Below are 16,299 nucleotides of genomic sequence, written 5' to 3' on the forward strand. Positions count from 1 at the left end.
TGCTCAGCCGACCGCCTTGATGAGCTTGTCGCGCCCCGCCTTCGCCAGCATGGACGCGACGGCGCAAGAGGCGAGTCGTGCGGGTTCGGAATCGGCGCGGCTCGTGAGGATCACCGGCACCTTGGTGCCCAGCACGATGCCTGCTGCATAGGCGCCACCGAGAAAAGTGAGGCTCTTGGCGAGCATGTTGCCCGCGTCCAGGTCGGGCACGATGAGCACATTGGCGCGGCCCGCTACCGGCGAGGTGATGCCCTTGATGTGCGCGGCTTCGGCGTCGATGGCGTTGTCCATCGCGAGCGGGCCGTCGAGCACCGCGCCGGTGATCTGGCCGCGATCGGCCATCTTGCACAGCACTGCGGCATCGAGCGTTGACGGCACCTTGGGGTTGACAGTTTCAGTTGCCGAGAGAACGGCCACGCGCACCGCCGGCATCTGCAGCGCATGCGCAAGGTCGATGGCGTTCTGCACGATGTCGACCTTCTCTTCGAGCGTGGGCGCGATGTTGATGGCCGCATCCGAAATGATCAGCGGCTGCGCGTGGCCGGGTATGTCCATCACGAAGCAATGACTGATGCGGCGCGAGGTGCGCAGGCCGCCTTCGCGGCGCACGACTGCGCCCATCAGTTCGTCGGTGTGAAGGCTGCCCTTCATCAATGCATCGACCTCGCCGCGCAGTGCCATCGCGACGGCGGCATCGGCTGCGGCGTGGCTGTGCGGTGCATCGACGATGGCTATGCCAGAGATGTCGGCGCCTATCTCGTGCGCCGCGGCTTCGATCTTTGTGCGCGGGCCGACCAGCGTAGGAGCGATGAGGCCCAGTGCCGCAGAGGAGAGTGCTGCTTCGAGCGACACAGCGTTGGCGGGGTGGACCACTGCAACGCGCAACGGAGGCAGGTTGCGCGCGGCTGCGATCAGGCGGTCGTAGTGCGGATGGGCTGCGAGGGTCGAAGACGCCATGCGGGCTCCTGGAGGTGAAGGGGAGGGAGTGTGTTGCCGCAACGGTACTTGAAAAAAAGTTGATCGAGGTGGTTGACGATTGTGTAAAGACTATTTACATTCCAAACCCAGTCAACGCCAACAGGACACCATCGTGAAAGCCGCACAGATCCGCATCTACAGCACTTGCCCCGCATCGGGCAATGTGTTCGTGCGCGTCGCATCGCATGCCGGCCTCAGCTTTGGTCTGCTGCCGTCGTTGCAGCAGCTCGATCAGTCCCCGTATTCCATGCAGAAGCCGCAGACCAATCTGTGGTCGTGCGATTACGAGGATCAGGTGCAACCGGGTGGAGGAAGCGCATAGGCGCAGACCTCCCTAGCTCTCTCGAAAAGAGGCCCGGACACCGCAAGGTTCCGGGCCTCTTCGTTTTTCGCTTCACTCATTTCTCAAGCAGCGATCGTGCTGCATGACACCGGGCTTCGGCCCCGTGAACGCTCTTTAAAAATTCGCAAGCATCGAGGCGAGACCGGCCACTGGAACGGATCGTCGCCTCTCACATTTTTCATTCAGCCCTGGTGACGCAATTGGTAGACGTGTCCGCCTTAGAAGCGGAATTCTGGGAGTTCGAGTCTCCCCTGGGGCACCAAATTTTCTCTGGGTGTAGTGTCAATCTGGTAGACGGCCTGCCTTGGAAGCAGGAGGCTGCAGGTTCAAATCCTGCCACTCAGACCATCTCTTTTTTTCCACGCGTGTGTAGCTCAACTGGCAGAGCACTGGACTCCAAACCCAACGGTTGAAGGTTCGACTCCTTCCGCGCGCGCCATTCCTTACCGGCCCTTCGCCTAGTGGTCCAAGGCACCGGGTTTTGATCCCGGCATCCAAGGTTCGAATCCTTGAGGGTCTGCCAGCTCTTCTTTCTCTTTCGTTCCGCTAACTCAGTGGCCAGAGTGCCTCCCTGTCCAGGAGGAAGCCAGGGGTTCGACTCCCCTGCGGAACGCCATACTCGATCGAACGCAAACGCCAAAGGAGCAGCGAAGCATGAAACCCGAAGTCCAACCGAACAAGATCGTCGTGCTCTCGGGCTCGGGCGTGAGTGCCGAAAGCGGCCTGCCTACGTTCCGAGATGCCAAAGGCTTGTGGAACACCTACTCGTGGCAGGAGCTCGCAAGCCCTGAAGGCTGGCGAAAGCACCCCGAGGCGGTGCTGGCCTTCTACAACGAGCGGCGAGCGAAGGCGTGGCAGGCGCAGCCGAACGCCGCGCACCTTGCCATTGCGTCGCTCGAGTCGGCGTATGAAGTCGTGATCGTCACGCAGAACGTCGATGCACTGCACGAGCGTGCGGGTTCAAGCAACGTGCTGCACGTGCACGGGCAACTCGCGTATGCGCGCGGCACGTCGGAGCCTGAACCCAGGCGCTACCGCATCGACGGCGAACCCATTGCCATGGGCTAGTTGTGCGAGGACGGCACGCAACTGCGGCCTGACATCGTGTGGTTCGGCGAAGCGGTACAGCACTTCGACGAAGCTGAGCTGCATGTGGCCACCGCGGCGCGCGTGCTGGTGGTGGGTACGTCGCTCACTGTCAACCCCGCCGCATCGCTTGTGCGGTACGCGGATCGCTCTGCGCAGAAAGTGCTGGTTGCGCTCGACATGGAAGACGTGCCGCACGGATTCACCTTCCTGCAAGGCAAGGCCACCGACGTGGTGCCGGCCTTGGTGGCAAGGTGGCTTCACGAGGCGAGAGCCGGCACGTGATTGCTCCGCAGCGCTGCTCCAACCCAAGCCCGTCATCGTGTCGATGACGGGCTTTTTTATTGATCTTTCTTGTTCGAATCGATCAGCGCATCGTGCAGGCAGTGTCTGTAGTTCTTTCTCCGCATGCCGTTTGGCACTGGTCGTGCGCAGGTGCCTCGCTTAAGGTACGTGCCTTGCGAACCCGATGTAGCGCGGACCGCCAACACCTCTCAGACCCTTTGGCTCATTGCATCTTCGAGAGATGGAGCGGTTTAAAACTTATTGTTTTGTTTCGGACGTTTTCTGAAGAAATAGACAAAAAAGATCCGTGCAACAGATCGATAAAGCAGGAAAAGTTTGTTAAAAATCGGGCCTTCCGTTGCGTACTTGTTTCGATTTGATCGAATGGAAAGTGGGCACGAATGGATTCGAAGGCGCGATGTAATGCGAAAGCGTTGCGCCTGAAAGATGGGGCGACCCCCGCTGTGTCACCAGCGCTGGCGCCATCCGGTTGCGATTCGCTGCCGTCCTCCTGCAAGTGGAGGGCGGCTGGTTCCACGGTGTCCTCGATGGGCACGCAATTTCTGAGGGAGTTGATCTCATGGCAGTAGACATGTTCATGCGCGTTGAAGGCGCAAACGGCGAATCGAAGGACTCGAACCACAAGGAGTGGACGGACATCAAGTCGTTTGCGTGGGGAGCAACGCAGCCTGGAAACATGGTCAGCGGCGGCGGCGGCGGGGTTGGCAAGGCCAGCTTCAACGACCTGCAGGTGCTCGCACGCATCGACAAGGCGGCGCCTTCGGTGCTCAAGAACTGCGCCAGCGGCAAGCACCTGAGCAAGGTGGAAGTGTCGGTGTGCAAGGCCGGCGGTTCGCAGATCGAATACACCCGCGTCACGCTCGAAGAAGTGCTGGTCACCTCGGTGCAGTACACGGCCGAGCAGGGTTCGGACGCCGTGTTCGTGCAGTACGCCTTCCAGGCCGCGAAGGTGAAGCAGCAGTACTGGGAACAGACCGACAAGGGCGGCAAGGGCGCCGAGACGGTGTTGGGCTGGAACATCAAGGAAAACAAGGAAGCATGAGTTCCCTTTGCCGGGCGTGTTGCTCGCTTCTGCGGCACGCGCCGGGCTCGCATTGACCAGGGAGCCTTCCAGGAATGACCCGCAGCTTCATCGCCCACAGCGTGTTGGGCGAGCGCCTGAAGTTCCGCTCGATGACGGGACAGGAGCGCATCTCCGCACTGTTCGAGCATCGCGTGCGGCTCATCAGCGACATGCCCAACATCCAGCCCAAGCGCATGCTGGGGGAGGACATGAGCATCGAGGTGAACCTCGCCACGGAACTCGGCGGCGCCGGCAAGCGCTTCCTGAGTGGACAGGTCACGCGCTTTGCCTACGTGGGCAAGGACGACGGCGACATGTGCGTGTACGAGGCCACGCTGCGCCCCTGGCTGTGGTACGCCACGCGTCGCTCCGACTTCAAGATCTTCCAGTTCAAGACGGCACCGCAGATCCTGCAGGAGGTGCTCGCGCCCTACGGCTATGCCGTCGACGCGCGCCTGAGCGGCAACTACCGCACCTGGGACTACTGCGTGCAGTACTCGGAGAGCGACTTCAACTTCGTCAGCCGGCTCATGGAGCAGGAGGGCATCTACTACTTCTTCTCGCACGCGCAGGGCAGCCATCAGCTGGTGCTGTGCGACGGGGCGGATTCGCACACCCCCCTGCCCAGCGGTCCGGTGAAGGTGCCGTACCACGCGGGCGTGCTGGCCGCGCAGATCCTCGAGCAGGACTTCATCGACAGCTGGAGCCATTCGGAAGACATCGCTTCGGGCAACTTCGCCGCTGACGACTACGACTTCAAGAAGCCCAACGCCGAGATCGACACAGTGCGCCAGCAGCCGGCCGGCCACAGCCGCGACGACTTCGAGATCTACGACTGGCCCGGCGGCTACACCGAGCTGGGTGACGGCGAGAACTATGCACGCCTGCGGCTGGAGCAGCTCGCCGGGCGCCGCGAACTGGTGAGCGCCGAAGGCAACCTGCGCCACATGGCACCGGGCTACCTGTTCGAGCTGGCGCGCCATCCGAACGCCGAGGACAACCGCCGTTACCTGATCGAGGCCGTGACCTACGACTTCCAGGAGAACGCGCTGCGCGTGGTCGGCGCGGCGGACGCGGCCTACAGCGAATCGACCAGCAGCACCAGCTATCGCCAGACCTTCGAGGTGCTGCCCGACAGCGCGCCCTACCGGCCCGCGCGCGTCACGCCCAGGCCGCGCACCACCGGGCCGCAGACCGCGGTGGTGGTGGGCCCCGCGGGCGAAGAGATTCACACCGATGAGTACGGCCGCATCAAGGTGCAGTTTCATTGGGACCGCTATGGCCGGCGCGACGAGAACTCCTCATGCTGGATCCGCGTGTCGCAGACCTGGGCCGGCAGCAACTACGGCGCCATGCACATACCGCGCATCGGGCAGGAGGTGATCGTCGACTTTCTCAACGGCGACCCCGACTACCCCATCGTCACCGGCTGCGTCTACAACGCCGCGCAAATGCCGCCCTGGGAGCTGCCACGCCACAAGACGCAGACCGGCTTCCAGACGAACTGGAGCAAGGGCGGCGGCGGCAAGCACATGCTGCGCTTCGAGGACAGCCGCGGCACCGAGCACATCGAGCTGTCGACCGACCACGGCAACACCCACTTGCACATGGGCTACCTGATGAACCAGGGCTCGGGCGTGCAGCGCAGCTATGGCTTCGAGCTGCGCACCAACGAGTGGGGCTCCATCCGCGCGGACAAGGGCCTGCTGTTGACCACCTACACGCAGGACTACGCGCAACGCGTCTCGCGCGACAACCCCGACGGCCACGAGCACATGGGCGCCACGCTGGCGCAGAGCAATGCGCTGATGCAGGCGTCGGGCCAGGCCATCGCGGCCACCAAGGCGCTGGTGGGGTCGATGGCGCAGGGCAAGAACCAGACGCTGATGGGCCTGGTGCAGGGTGTGCAGGCCGCGGGCGGCGTTTCGCAGGCCGTGGCAGCACTGGCCGCGGGCGGCACGCCGGAAGCCGGCGTCTCGGACAACCCCGACCCCGCCATGGCCGACGCGCAGCAGATGCTCGACCTCTCGCGCAAGATCGACAAGCCCGTGGTCTCCATCGTCAGCCCCGAGGGGCAGACCATGATCAGTCCCAAGCCTATCGTCGTGAGCTCGGGGCAGAGCGTGTCGATGCGCGCCACTTCGGCCATGACGCTGACCACCGGCGCGCAGCTCACGCAGCTCGTTACCGGCGGCATGCTCACGCAGGTGAGCGAGGGCGGACAGGTCAACGTGGTGTCGGGCGGCGACATCGTCTCGCACGCCAGCGCGGGCGCCGTCAACCTGGTGTCGAAGACCGACGCCTCCATGACCTCCACCGAGAGCAACGCCAACATCACAGGCCGCAAGTCGGTCGTGATCCAGGCGGCCGATCAGGACGTGTTCGTTACCGGCAAGACCAGCATCTCGCTGATCTGCGGCAAGTCGTCCATCGTGCTGCTGGCCGACGGCACGGTGAACATCAACGGCGTGAAGGGCCTCGTCAACTTCACGGGCGAGCTCGACCAGCGCGGCAGCAAGATCTTCTTGAACTGCGATGCGCCCATCGGCAGCCAGAGCGAGGAAGCCGTGGTGGAAGACGGCGTGCCCCTGACGCCCGCTGCCGCTGCCACGTCGGCAGAGGCATCGGAGCGTGCTGTGCCCGCAGCCGCGCCGCCGGGCTACGTCACCACCGGCCTCGGCAAAGGTGTCGACGCCATCGCGGCGAGGTCGCCCACGCTGCAGAGGCAGATCAAGTTTTTGCAGGGCGAGAAATGGAATGTCAGCTATGGCGCTGCAGGCGGGGGCTCGTATGCCAACACCAATCCGGGTGTCAGGAAGATCGTGATCGACGGCGACTACGCGAGCGACCCGTACAAGACCGCCGCCTCGCTGTCGCACGAGGTCGGGCACGCGGTCTATTCATACCGCTTCAAGCCCGATATTTCCTCGAAGACCGCGTTCGTCAACAGCATGCTCAGCTCCGAGGGCGAGGCCGCGTTGAACCAGATCCAGGTGCAGCGTGAAGTCTGGCGCGCGGCCAAGGTCGACATCCTCCAGGGCGCGAACCCCGCGAACGTGGAGGCTTTCAACGAGGCCTACAACGGCATGGTGAAGGGTGGTACCCGGGAGGCCGCAAGAGCCGCGGCCGGCAAGTACTACGGCACGCTCACCACATCGACCACCGGCGAGCAGTACACGCAGTACTACGGCAACTCCTACGACAAGAAATATGCCGGCAAGCACTGAATCCATGAACCGGCAAGCCACGACCATGACGCTCTGGCAGGCCGTCGATGCGCTGGCGGCGCAGTTGCCGTTCTCCACGCAGGAGGTCGGCCGCACGCTGTCGACCACCTTGAGCGACACGCATGCCGCGGGCGGCGACGCGTTCCGGTTCTTCGAAGGTACGCCGGTGCGCCTTGCCGATGGCACTGAGCTTGCGCGCATCGACCTGCGCGTCAGGCGCGAAGACGCGAGCCAGGGCTTCCTGGTGCTGGAGCTGAAGGGGCGCTGCGTGCCGATGGCCGAAGTGCGCCAGCACTACGCCGCACTGGAACTCATCGACGTGCCGCGCGGCCGTTCGCTCGACGAAGCGAGCACCTTCGCGGCCACGCTCGGCTGGGGCCGGCTGTCGTTCGGCTTCACCGAGCGCAACCCCGACTGCCTGGCCTTCGTGGCTTTCGACCCCGCATAGAACAAACCCGGAAGAAAGCAGCCTGATGAAGTACCACATCCAGGAAGGCCAGTTCGACGTGCCGGACGATGGGCGCATCGATCGCTCGATGAACGTGCTGGCCATGCCCGATGGCTCCGGCACCACGCTCATCGTGAGCCGCGATGCGCTGCGCGCGCAGGAGAGCCTGGCGCAGTTCGTCACGCGGCAGATGAACGACCTGACGCGCCAGGTGAGCCAGCTGAAGGAGGTGTCGCGCACCGACATCGCCGTGGGGCCCGCCATCGCGAGCCTGCGCGCCATCGAGCTCGCCACGCAGTTCAAGCAGAACGGACAGGCGCTGCACCAGCGCCAGGCCGTGTTTCTCTTGCCGCAGGACGCCACCGGCAAGGCCGTGCTCATTCTCACGGCCAGCAGCCCCGTGCCGTTCGACACAGAGGCGCTCGCGCTGTGGCGGCGCACGCTCGAGAGCTTTCAGCCCAGGGCCTGACACCTTGAAGGCCACGACGACCCATGGCCGGTAAACCCGCCGCCCGGCTGCACGACCCCATTGCCCACACCAATGCGCACGCGCGCTTCTGGGCCAAGTTCGCGGGCGGGCTGATCGGCGGCATCGCCGTCGGCTTTGCGGTGGGCGTGGCCGCTGCCGCCGTGGTCGGCACCGGGGGGCTTGCGGGGCCGCTGGTGGCGGGCGCTGTGGTGGTGGGCGCGCGCATGGCCGGCGGGTATGTCGGCGCGAGCCTGGGCGAGTCGATTGCCGATGCGCTGGTGCCCGAGACCCTCACCGTGACCGGCATGATCACCAGCGGCTCGTCGGACGTGTTCATCGACAACAAGGCCATAGGCGCGGCGCGCGCCTCGCCCGAGATGCCGATGGACACCGTGAGCTGCAAGAAAGACTCGCCGCAGATCCTTCTTGCCGAGGGCGCGGAGACCGTGTTCGTCAACATGGGCGTGGCCTCGCGCAAGGACGACCACACCGAGTGCGGCGCCAAGGTGAGCGAAGGCTCGCCCACCGTCTTCATCGGTGGGCCGACCGCACGCGTGCGCGAGGTGGCCGACGAGGTGCCGCTCATCTCGAAGGTGCTGGTGACCATCTTCAACGTGGTCATGATCTACCGCGGCCTGCGCTGCCTGCCCAAGCTCGCGCGCCAGGGCAAGAACGCGCTGCCTTGCCTGATCGAAGGCGCGGTGGGGCTGGGCATGGGCATCCACGGCCTGGTCAGCTCCTTCGGCAACCCGGTGCATGCGGCCACGGGCGGAAAGTTTCTGGGCGGCGAGAGCGAGCTCGACTTCAGCTTGCCCGGCCCGCTGCCCATTGCGTGGCAGCGCTTCTACAGCAGCCACGACCTGCGCCGCGACGGCGCGCTGGGGCAGGGCTGGAGCCTGCCCTATGCAATGGAGCTGCGGCTGGGCAATGACGCCGCCGGACAGCCCACCGTGACGCTAATCGATGAGCAGGGCCGGCCGATGGTGCTGCCAGACATCGAGCCCGGTACTCGGCAATACAGCCTGCGCGACGGCCTGGACCTGTGCCGCTCCGAAGGCGGCCACTACTTCATTCACGTGCCGGGCGGGCTGTTCTTCATGTTCGGGCCACCGTCCGCCGAACTGCCGCGCACGCAGACGCTGAAGCTCGCGCGGCTCGAGGACCGCAACGGCAACTTCATCGACCTGCGCCACGATGTGCTGGGCCGGCTGAGCGAGCTGACCGACAGCACCGGGCGCCTGCTTGCGCTCGACTACGCGGGCGAGAGCTGCCGGCTGGGGGCAGTGCGCCTGGCTGCCGGTGCGCCCGGCGAGCTGCCGGGCCTGCTGGTGGCGTACAGGCACGACGCCGAAGGCCGCCTGCTCGACGTGACCGACCGCAACGGCGTAGTGGTGCGCCGCTTCGGCTACGACGCCCAGGGCCTCATGAGCTTCCACGCCGACGCGGCGGGGCTGGAGTGCCGCTACGAGTGGCGTGGCCCGGCCGGCGACGCGCACGTGGCCCGCCACTGGACAAACGACGGCGAGAGCTACACCGTGCGCCGCATGACGCCCCCCGCAGACGATGCGCTGGCGCTGGGTGAAACCCTGGTCGTCGACCAGCTCGGCCGCGAATTCGCCTGGCACTGGAACGCCGACCACCAGGTCACCGACTACATCGACGCGGCTGGCCGCCAATGGCATGCGCAGTACAACGAGCTGCGCCAGCTCGTTGCCATCACCGAGCCGGGCGGCGCCACCACGCGCTGCACCTACGACCCCATGGGGTTCATGAGCAGCCGAACCGATGCGCTGGGCCGCACGCAGAGCACAGGCTGGACCGAGTTCGGCGAGCGCTGGCGCGAAACCCTTGCAGACGGCAGCACCTGGACCTATGCCTACAGCGACCAGGGCAACCTGGTGCGCGAGACCGATCCGCTGGGCCACACCACCGAGTACGCCTACGACAGGCGGGGCCTGCCCATCGTCGTTACCGACGGCAAGGGCGGCACCAACCGCATGGCCTGGAACGAGTGCGCGCAGCTCGTCGCGCTGACCGACTGCTCCGGCAAGACCACGCGCTACGCCTACGACGGCTGGGGCCACCTGCAGACCGTGACCGACGCCGCGGGCCAGCGCACACGGCTGACCCACGACGCCATGGGGCGGCTGCTGTCCGTTTCGCAGCCCGACAACAGCCACCAGTCGTTTCGCCACGACGCGGCCGGTCGCATCGTGGCCGCCACCGATGCGCTGAGCCGCAGCACGCAGTTCGCGCTCGGCCGCCGCGGCCAACCGCTGGCGCGGCAGGACGCCGAGGGGCGCCGCATCGCGTGGCACTACGACAGCGCCCAGCGCCTGCAGTCGCTCGTCAACGAGAACGGCCTGCACTTCGAGTTCGTGCGCGACGCCGCCGACCGCGTGGTGGAAGAGCGCCGCGTGGGCGGCACGCGTGTGCAGGTGGAATACGACGCCAACGGCTGGCCGGTGTGCATCACCCATGTGCCCGGCATCGGCGACGAAGACCTCGCGCTGCACGACGGCATCGAGCAACGGCCTGCCGCGAGCCGGCCCTTGCGCACCGAACTGCTGCGCGACGCCGCGGGCCGCCTCATCGGGAAGCGCACCCAGAGCCACCACTACCGCTACAGCTACGACCAGCTCGATCGGCTGACCGAGGCGGTCAAGCTGGAGGCGCCGCAACCCGGCACCGGCGGCGAAGCGCGCACGCTGCACCGCACCGTTTTCGCCTACGACAAGCTCGGCCGGCTGATCGAAGAAACCGCCATCGACGAGCTCACCGGCGAGACGCACACCCTGCACCACGCGCACGACGAACTGGGCAACCGCACGCAGACCGTGTTGCCCGCCATCGCGTCGCAGCCAGGTGTGCAGCGTGTGCTGAACTACCTGTACTACGGCTCCGGCCACCTGCACCAGGTCAACCTGTCGCAGCAGCGCGGCGATGCACCCGCGGTGCACCAGCTCATCAGCGACATCGAGCGCGACGACCTGCACCGCGAAGTGGCGCGCAGCCAGGGTGCGCTGCACACCCGCTTCGCGCTCGATCCCTTGGGCCGACGTGCCGCATCGTGGTGCCGGGCTGGCGGGCTGGACACGGCCTTCACTACGCAAGACCCGAGCTGGCGCCAGGCCATCGACAGCGCCGGCACGCCCGGGGCCCGCTTGCTCGACGGGTTGATGAAGGAATACAGCTACGACCCAGTGGGCGAGCTGCGGCAGAGCCGGCATTCGCTGCAAGGCACGACAGGGCACCGGTACGACGCTACCGGGCGCATCGAGGAGACCTTGCGCAGCGCGGCTGCCGCCAACAGCGAACGCTTCGCCTACGACCCCGCGGGCAACCTGCTCGATGCATCATCGACCGCGCCCGGCTATGTGCGCGACAACCTCGTGCGTGTGTTCGAGGACAAGCGCTACAGCTACGACGGCCATGGCCGGCTGGTGCGCAAGAGGTCGGGCAGGCACACCGAGCAGCGTTTCGAGTGGGACGAGGAAAGCCGCCTCATGGCCGTGCACACCACGCGCCGCCCGGGCACGCCCGAAGCCACCACGCAACTCACCCGCTTCGACTACGACGCCATGGGGCGGCGCGTGGCGAAGCACGATGCATTCGGCAGCACGCGGTTCGTCTGGGAGGGGATGCGGCTGATAGAGGAGCGCAGGGGCTCGCAGGTGGTGAGCTATGTGTACGAGGCCGAAAGCCACGTACCAGTCGCGCGGCTCGACGCGAAGGCCGAGCCCGCCCAGTCATCGGACACGGCACAGGTCTTTCACTTTCACAACGACACCGCCGGCCTGCCGGAAGAACTGAGCAACAACGAAGGCCAACTGTGCTGGCGCGCGAGCTACAGGATATGGGGCGCGACCGTTACCGAGCAGTGGGAGGTCACGGCCCTGAATGGCCGCGCTGTTGCATCGACCGGCACGGTGCCCCAGGCCATCGAGCAGAACCTGCGCTTCCAGGGCCAGTACCTGGACCGGGACACGGGGCTGCACTACAACACCTTCCGGTTCTATGACCCGGACATTGGGCGGTTCATCAGCCCTGACCCGATCGGGCTTGCGGGCGGCGACAACCTGCATAGCTACTCGCCCAACCCCATCCGGTGGATCGACCCGCTGGGTTGGATCTGCGGCGAGACGCTTGCACGGCCGGTCGGCTTCAACAGGGGCAGCCGCAACTTCACGCTGGAGCAGGGCAATGCCACCTCGGGCTGGAAGCACATCTACGACCGACACGTCGATCCGGTGCGGTTCCCCAACAAGTCGAAGTTCAACTCCAGCATGAGCCAGGGAGAGATTTCCTCGCTGCTGGGCAAGACGCTCAAGCACGGCAAGGAGTCGAGCTACGAGGGGAAGGCCGTGTTCGAGTCCCGGCTGAAGTACGACGGACAATACAAACGCTATCGCGCCACCGTCAACGAAGACGGAACCGTTCGAACCTTCCACCCGCTGGACTGACTATGCTGGACATCTACTACACAGACCCTTCCACCACGGACATGCCCGAAGACCCGGGCAGCCTGGAACTGGCGGGTTCCATCGAACTCGATGCGCACCGTTCGCTGGCCGTGTTGTTCGACAAGGGCAGCAAGGCCGGCGCAAGTTTCAAGTACTTCGAAGATTCCCTGCTGAAACCCGCACAGGTTGCAACGCTGCTGAAAATCTTCACTTCGAATGTGGGAGAGCTTGACGGCAACCGCCAGGCGCTTGCGGCGTTCGACGAAATGCGCGGCATCTTCGAAGGAGCGGTCGGCAAAGGCGCGGGGCTTGTGGCGTTCAGCGACTGAGCCTGTCGGGGCGAAGCACGATGCCTTGGCAGGAATGGAACTCACATTCCGACCACAAGGTCACCTGACCCATGAAGGCCTGCAGTCCATGAAATCGATCGACCTGTTGTACGAAGACCTGCAGAACGCGCCTTCACTGCTTTCCGTGGGGGACGAGGTGCGCTTCATGCTTGGCCTGATGGCGCTCGAGCCCGATGACATCGCGCGCAACAGCGAGGTTTTCTTCAAGATACTGGACCAGCTCGAAGACTCCCACACCACGGGGTGGGGTCATACCTCCGAGGATCCCGAGGCCGTGAAAATCTTCGAGTGCTTTGCTTCATTCCTGGAAGGACTTGCGGCGCACATTCCTGCTCAGCAAGAGTGGCTCGGCAGTGCGGCGGAGAACTTCCGTCTCCGGTGAAACGGAGGCTGGTGAAGCACGTCGGATGTTGAAGCAAACCATCGCCGGGCAGCTCGACCTTCTGCACTACCTCGAGCGAGGCGCCGTGCATCTGGCCGCGGGCATGAGCATTCCGGAGCAGACAGCCTGCGAGCAAGAGGCCGACGAGCAATGGCGCACGGGGTCAGGGACCGTCTACACCTTCGACTTCGACGGCTGGAGCCTCAACCTCCACTTCGACCCCAAAAAGAATTTCTCGCACGACACCATCGACTTCTTCGGCTATTGCGATCTACCCGGTTTCTCGGACATTGCCGGGCCTTTGCAAGCCGCCAGCGCCTTCGAAGGCGCGACACACTTCGACCTGGGCGACGAGCAGGTGGTGCTGCTTCCCTCCAGTGTCACGGTTCATTTCCGCAAGGAGGAGGGCGACGTGCAGGTGCTGACGAAGATTGCCGGTGCTCTGCTTCCGCACGGTGCGCTCGCGGACTACTACCGCTCGATGCTGCGGCGTTGAGCGTGGCCCCGTTGCACCCATGCTCGACATCTACTTCGTCCCATCTTCATGCAGGTCCATACCCAAGGATCCGCGCGGATTGGTGCATGCGGGCTCCATCGATTTCGATGCGCATCGCTCCTTGGACGTTGTGTTCGACCAATGCGGGCAAAAGGGCGCAAACCTCACCTACTTCGACGACTCGCTGCTTTGCCCCGAGCAGGTCGTGACGATGCGGCGTGTGTTCGCCGCGAGCACCGGCGTGCTTGGCGCTCATCGCGGGCAGATCGCTGCGTTCAAGGCGATCCGGGGGATTCTTGATCGTGCCGCAGAAGAAGACTCGGGGCTTGCGGCATTCTGTGACTGATGCCGGCGACCGTGCTCGAGAGCCTGTTCACCGAGATCGTTTGATGCGCCCCTGAACTTGCCATGACGCCGACCATCCAGAAACTCCAAGCCTTCGCCGCCGCAAGAGACTTCAAGCCGCTGCCCGATGCGCCTGCTCACGAACTCGACGAAGTACTCCACGCCTTCAGTGCAGCCAAGGCGCACGCTACAGGCCACGGCCCCGCCAACGATCGGTACTCGCACCTGATCGATTGCGAGTTCAGCAAGGAAATGCAGGCCCGCTTCCATGTTCGCTTCGACCTGCGCGTTTTCGTGGTCTTGCCGTACGTCATGAGCGACGGTGTGAGGCAGCTTGCCGTCGACCACGCGGAGCTTGCCGAACTGTGCGCACCATTCGTGAAGATGCTGCAAGACCGGAAGTTCGACCAGGTTTCCTTCGATGATGCCGCGCGGTCTCTTTCGGACGAAATGTTCGACAAGGGATTCGCCGACGACACAGTGCTGGCCTACTTCTTCGAGAGCCTGTAGGCCCATGACCGCGATGACCCCCGGCAAGCTGTTGGCACATTGGGCAGTGCGGCCAACCGTGATGCCGATGCAGGAAGAGCTGAGCCTGATCCGCGATATACGCGCACTGGACACTGCCGACATTGCGAAAGATCTGGAGTCGTTCATCTCGCTCATCGAACTCGTCCAGCGATCGCATGCGAGCAACGGAATTTTTGAGATGACCGAGGCTGACGAAGCGCACACCGTCGGTTTCTTCCAGTGGCTCAAGTGCCTGGAAAAGACGCTTGGCATCCCCTTGGCAATCCACGCCGATGGCCTGGACCTGACCTGCGCCGAGCTGGCGAAGCGGATGCCGCGATAGGGTGCCGAAGGCTCGACCTCTACTTCGTCGAATCGGCCTGTAGGCACTTGCCTAACAACCCGCGTGGCCTTGAGCGTCGCATCGCTCAGCCGATCCAGTCGATCAACCTGTCGTACAAGAAGCCGCAAAAATTTCCAAACCGTGAGCCGGGCTAAACCGCGCTGACCGCCCTGTGAATCGGCGGGCCTTTTCGGGCTACTTGATGGGCGAAATCGACACCGGAAAGATCAGCACGCTCGTCTGATGGTTGCCATTGTCCGAATGGAAGAGTCGGCCGGTGACCTCGACCGTCTTGCCCTTGAGGCGCTTGAACGCAGCCATGTTCTTTTCGTCGAGCGCCATGTGCAGTAGCACCACGTTTTTCTCGGCAGGCCAATCGCGCGGCTCGTCTTCCGGCACGGAGATGGGCTCGGTGAGCCGTATCGCCGGGAACTTGAGCTTCTCTCCCTCGGGCTTCATCCCGTCAGCGGAGAGCAGCGTGCCTTGGAGCGTGACGACGGCTGGCTCATAAGGGAGGGGCTTGGCGGTCGCGAGCGAAGCACAGAGCGCGAAGGCTAACGAACACAGGATTGAAGCGAAGGGCGTGTTTTGCATGGCGAATTTCTGATGCCGGATTCGTGACAGGCTTCACGATCGTGCAAGCGTAGACTATACGTCAGTGGCGTACGACTTGGCGCATGCTAACCGTCGTTAGAACACCAACTTTTCCAGAAGCTATGGCCGAATTATTGGACAGAGGACGAGCGCGGTGAATTCGCGGCCTACATCTCTGAGAACCCTGATGCTGGCGATCTCGTCCAGAAGTCCGGCGGGTCCGCAAGGTGCGTTGGAGCCGCGCCGGATCGGGCAAGAGCGGCGGCGTACGGGTCGTGTACTTCAACCGCGGCAGGTTCGACGAAGTCGTCTTGATATTGATCTATGCCAAAGCGAACCTCGATTCGATCTCTGGCGAAACCTTGAAGGAGTTGCGCGATGCCGCAGAAAAAGCCAATGGGTGATGCCGAACTGGCCGCCTTCGAAGCGAGCCAGGACTTCGAGGCCTTGCTTATTCAGTCTGCACGCGAGATGGGCGCGGGCAAGACGCGCAAGGTCTACACGCCGGTCGTTGCCGCGCGTGAGAACGCGGGCTTGTCGCAAGCCGGGTTTGCGCAACTGTTGGGCGTCTCGGTGCGTACCTTGCAGCAATGGGAGCAGGGGCGTCGCGAGCCGACGGGCGCCGCGAAGACGCTGATTGCCATTGCAGAGAAGATGCCTGAGGCACTAAGGGCGGTTGATCCCGAGTACAAGGCGCCGCGACGTGCGCTCGGTCGTGCGAAGAGCAGGCAGATCAAGACCTGAGCTTCCGCATCGTCGAGCGCAGCAGCGATCACGGTGATGCGCTCAAAGTCGACGCGATCCCCAATTTGTTCACTGTGACCTGCTCGGTTTAGTCGAGACAGTTTTTCCTAGAAGACGGCGGGTTGCAGTTCTAGGCGGAGTTCCTGTTTGAA

Annotated in this window: 17 protein-coding genes, 5 tRNA genes and 1 pseudogene; 20 read left to right on the forward strand and 3 right to left on the reverse strand. The window is 64.3% G+C overall.

Annotated features, from left to right (window positions below; genetic code table 11):
- Positions 1–3: 3 nt before the first annotated feature.
- Positions 4–957, reverse strand: a complete 954-nt coding sequence (locus tag AC07O3_RS33650; protein ID WP_495341439.1) for a phosphate acetyltransferase — start codon at positions 955–957, stop codon at positions 4–6.
- Between the two features lie 133 nt (positions 958–1,090).
- Between AC07O3_RS33650 and AC07O3_RS33655 the strand changes: the two genes are divergently transcribed.
- The 7 genes and pseudogenes from AC07O3_RS33655 (at position 1,091) to AC07O3_RS33685 (ending at position 2,692) form a co-directional block, all read left to right on the forward strand.
- A complete protein-coding gene (locus tag AC07O3_RS33655; RefSeq protein ID WP_093179973.1) occupies positions 1,091–1,300 on the forward strand; it encodes a hypothetical protein in 210 nt (69 codons plus the stop codon).
- Between the two features lie 206 nt (positions 1,301–1,506).
- A tRNA-Leu gene (locus tag AC07O3_RS33660) sits at positions 1,507–1,583 on the forward strand.
- 8 nt (positions 1,584–1,591) lie between these two features.
- Positions 1,592–1,669, forward strand: a tRNA-Pro gene (locus AC07O3_RS33665).
- A 15-nt stretch (positions 1,670–1,684) separates the two neighbouring features.
- Positions 1,685–1,760, forward strand: a tRNA-Trp gene (locus tag AC07O3_RS33670).
- 8 nt (positions 1,761–1,768) lie between these two features.
- Positions 1,769–1,844 (forward strand) — tRNA-Gln (locus AC07O3_RS33675).
- A 17-nt stretch (positions 1,845–1,861) separates the two neighbouring features.
- Positions 1,862–1,937 (forward strand) — tRNA-Asp (locus AC07O3_RS33680).
- A gap of 38 nt (positions 1,938–1,975) precedes the next feature.
- Positions 1,976–2,692 (forward strand): annotated as a pseudogene (locus AC07O3_RS33685) (SIR2 family NAD-dependent protein deacylase).
- A gap of 223 nt (positions 2,693–2,915) precedes the next feature.
- On the opposite strand, the gene AC07O3_RS33690 reads toward AC07O3_RS33685, so the two are convergent.
- Entirely contained in the window at positions 2,916–3,230 is a 315-nt protein-coding gene (locus AC07O3_RS33690; RefSeq protein ID WP_495341440.1) for a hypothetical protein, read from the reverse strand.
- A 42-nt stretch (positions 3,231–3,272) separates the two neighbouring features.
- Between AC07O3_RS33690 and AC07O3_RS33695 the strand changes: the two genes are divergently transcribed.
- From AC07O3_RS33695 to AC07O3_RS33745, 11 genes are all read left to right on the forward strand, one after another.
- Positions 3,273–3,755 carry an Hcp family type VI secretion system effector gene (locus AC07O3_RS33695; protein WP_097198611.1) on the forward strand — a complete coding sequence of 161 codons (483 nt, stop codon included), beginning with the start codon at positions 3,273–3,275 and terminating at the stop codon, positions 3,753–3,755.
- 74 nt (positions 3,756–3,829) lie between these two features.
- A complete protein-coding gene (locus AC07O3_RS33700) occupies positions 3,830–7,003 on the forward strand; it encodes a type VI secretion system Vgr family protein (RefSeq protein WP_495341441.1) in 3,174 nt (1,057 codons plus the stop codon).
- 4 nt (positions 7,004–7,007) lie between these two features.
- Positions 7,008–7,451: a hypothetical protein gene (locus tag AC07O3_RS33705; RefSeq protein ID WP_495341442.1), complete on the forward strand. Its 444-nt coding sequence runs from the start codon at positions 7,008–7,010 to the stop codon at positions 7,449–7,451.
- A gap of 25 nt (positions 7,452–7,476) precedes the next feature.
- On the forward strand, positions 7,477–7,920 hold the full coding sequence (locus AC07O3_RS33710) for a DcrB-related protein (protein WP_307614918.1): 444 nt from the start codon (positions 7,477–7,479) through the stop codon (positions 7,918–7,920).
- Between the two features lie 23 nt (positions 7,921–7,943).
- Positions 7,944–12,383 (forward strand): RHS repeat-associated core domain-containing protein, encoded by a 4,440-nt coding sequence (locus AC07O3_RS33715; RefSeq protein ID WP_495341443.1) that lies wholly within the window; start codon positions 7,944–7,946, stop codon positions 12,381–12,383.
- A gap of 2 nt (positions 12,384–12,385) precedes the next feature.
- Positions 12,386–12,712 (forward strand): hypothetical protein, encoded by a 327-nt coding sequence (locus tag AC07O3_RS33720; protein ID WP_258353754.1) that lies wholly within the window; start codon positions 12,386–12,388, stop codon positions 12,710–12,712.
- Between the two features lie 88 nt (positions 12,713–12,800).
- Positions 12,801–13,115, forward strand: coding sequence for a hypothetical protein (locus AC07O3_RS33725; RefSeq protein WP_495341444.1), 315 nt, complete (start codon positions 12,801–12,803; stop codon positions 13,113–13,115).
- Between the two features lie 25 nt (positions 13,116–13,140).
- Positions 13,141–13,611 (forward strand): hypothetical protein, encoded by a 471-nt coding sequence (locus tag AC07O3_RS33730; protein WP_495341445.1) that lies wholly within the window; start codon positions 13,141–13,143, stop codon positions 13,609–13,611.
- A gap of 19 nt (positions 13,612–13,630) precedes the next feature.
- The gene (locus AC07O3_RS33735) at positions 13,631–13,957 is read left to right on the forward strand and encodes a hypothetical protein (RefSeq protein ID WP_495341446.1); all 327 of its coding nucleotides are present in this window, start codon (positions 13,631–13,633) and stop codon (positions 13,955–13,957) included.
- 62 nt (positions 13,958–14,019) lie between these two features.
- A complete protein-coding gene (locus AC07O3_RS33740) occupies positions 14,020–14,466 on the forward strand; it encodes a hypothetical protein (RefSeq protein ID WP_495341447.1) in 447 nt (148 codons plus the stop codon).
- Positions 14,467–14,470: 4 nt separating this feature from the next.
- A complete protein-coding gene (locus AC07O3_RS33745) occupies positions 14,471–14,809 on the forward strand; it encodes a hypothetical protein (protein WP_495341448.1) in 339 nt (112 codons plus the stop codon).
- Between the two features lie 195 nt (positions 14,810–15,004).
- Here the strand turns inward: AC07O3_RS33745 and AC07O3_RS33750 are convergent, their stop codons facing one another.
- On the reverse strand, positions 15,005–15,403 hold the full coding sequence (locus AC07O3_RS33750) for a DUF4431 domain-containing protein (protein WP_093060056.1): 399 nt from the start codon (positions 15,401–15,403) through the stop codon (positions 15,005–15,007).
- 227 nt (positions 15,404–15,630) lie between these two features.
- Between AC07O3_RS33750 and AC07O3_RS33755 the strand changes: the two genes are divergently transcribed.
- Positions 15,631–15,807, forward strand: a complete 177-nt coding sequence (locus AC07O3_RS33755; protein ID WP_426389529.1) for a hypothetical protein — start codon at positions 15,631–15,633, stop codon at positions 15,805–15,807.
- Positions 15,782–16,147 carry a helix-turn-helix domain-containing protein gene (locus AC07O3_RS33760; RefSeq protein WP_309148866.1) on the forward strand — a complete coding sequence of 122 codons (366 nt, stop codon included), beginning with the start codon at positions 15,782–15,784 and terminating at the stop codon, positions 16,145–16,147. Before AC07O3_RS33755 ends, AC07O3_RS33760 begins: the two co-directional genes overlap by 26 nt.
- The last annotated feature ends 152 nt before the right edge of the window (positions 16,148–16,299 follow it).

The organism is Variovorax sp. GW821-FHT09D05 (assembly GCF_059416325.1).

What these genes read in the sequence shown, in the direction of transcription:
- AC07O3_RS33650 (WP_495341439.1), bottom strand. Translation starts at nt 957, where the DNA reads ATGGCGTCTTCGACCCTCGCAGCCCATCCGCACTACGACCGCCTGATC.
- AC07O3_RS33695 (WP_097198611.1), top strand. Translation starts at nt 3,273, where the DNA reads ATGGCAGTAGACATGTTCATGCGCGTTGAAGGCGCAAACGGCGAATCG.
- AC07O3_RS33700 (WP_495341441.1), top strand. Translation starts at nt 3,830, where the DNA reads ATGACCCGCAGCTTCATCGCCCACAGCGTGTTGGGCGAGCGCCTGAAG.
- AC07O3_RS33705 (WP_495341442.1), top strand. Translation starts at nt 7,008, where the DNA reads ATGAACCGGCAAGCCACGACCATGACGCTCTGGCAGGCCGTCGATGCG.
- AC07O3_RS33710 (WP_307614918.1), top strand. Translation starts at nt 7,477, where the DNA reads ATGAAGTACCACATCCAGGAAGGCCAGTTCGACGTGCCGGACGATGGG.
- AC07O3_RS33715 (WP_495341443.1), top strand. Translation starts at nt 7,944, where the DNA reads ATGGCCGGTAAACCCGCCGCCCGGCTGCACGACCCCATTGCCCACACC.
- AC07O3_RS33720 (WP_258353754.1), top strand. Translation starts at nt 12,386, where the DNA reads ATGCTGGACATCTACTACACAGACCCTTCCACCACGGACATGCCCGAA.
- AC07O3_RS33725 (WP_495341444.1), top strand. Translation starts at nt 12,801, where the DNA reads ATGAAATCGATCGACCTGTTGTACGAAGACCTGCAGAACGCGCCTTCA.
- AC07O3_RS33730 (WP_495341445.1), top strand. Translation starts at nt 13,141, where the DNA reads ATGTTGAAGCAAACCATCGCCGGGCAGCTCGACCTTCTGCACTACCTC.
- AC07O3_RS33735 (WP_495341446.1), top strand. Translation starts at nt 13,631, where the DNA reads ATGCTCGACATCTACTTCGTCCCATCTTCATGCAGGTCCATACCCAAG.
- AC07O3_RS33740 (WP_495341447.1), top strand. Translation starts at nt 14,020, where the DNA reads ATGACGCCGACCATCCAGAAACTCCAAGCCTTCGCCGCCGCAAGAGAC.
- AC07O3_RS33745 (WP_495341448.1), top strand. Translation starts at nt 14,471, where the DNA reads ATGACCGCGATGACCCCCGGCAAGCTGTTGGCACATTGGGCAGTGCGG.
- AC07O3_RS33750 (WP_093060056.1), bottom strand. Translation starts at nt 15,403, where the DNA reads ATGCAAAACACGCCCTTCGCTTCAATCCTGTGTTCGTTAGCCTTCGCG.
- AC07O3_RS33760 (WP_309148866.1), top strand. Translation starts at nt 15,782, where the DNA reads ATGCCGCAGAAAAAGCCAATGGGTGATGCCGAACTGGCCGCCTTCGAA.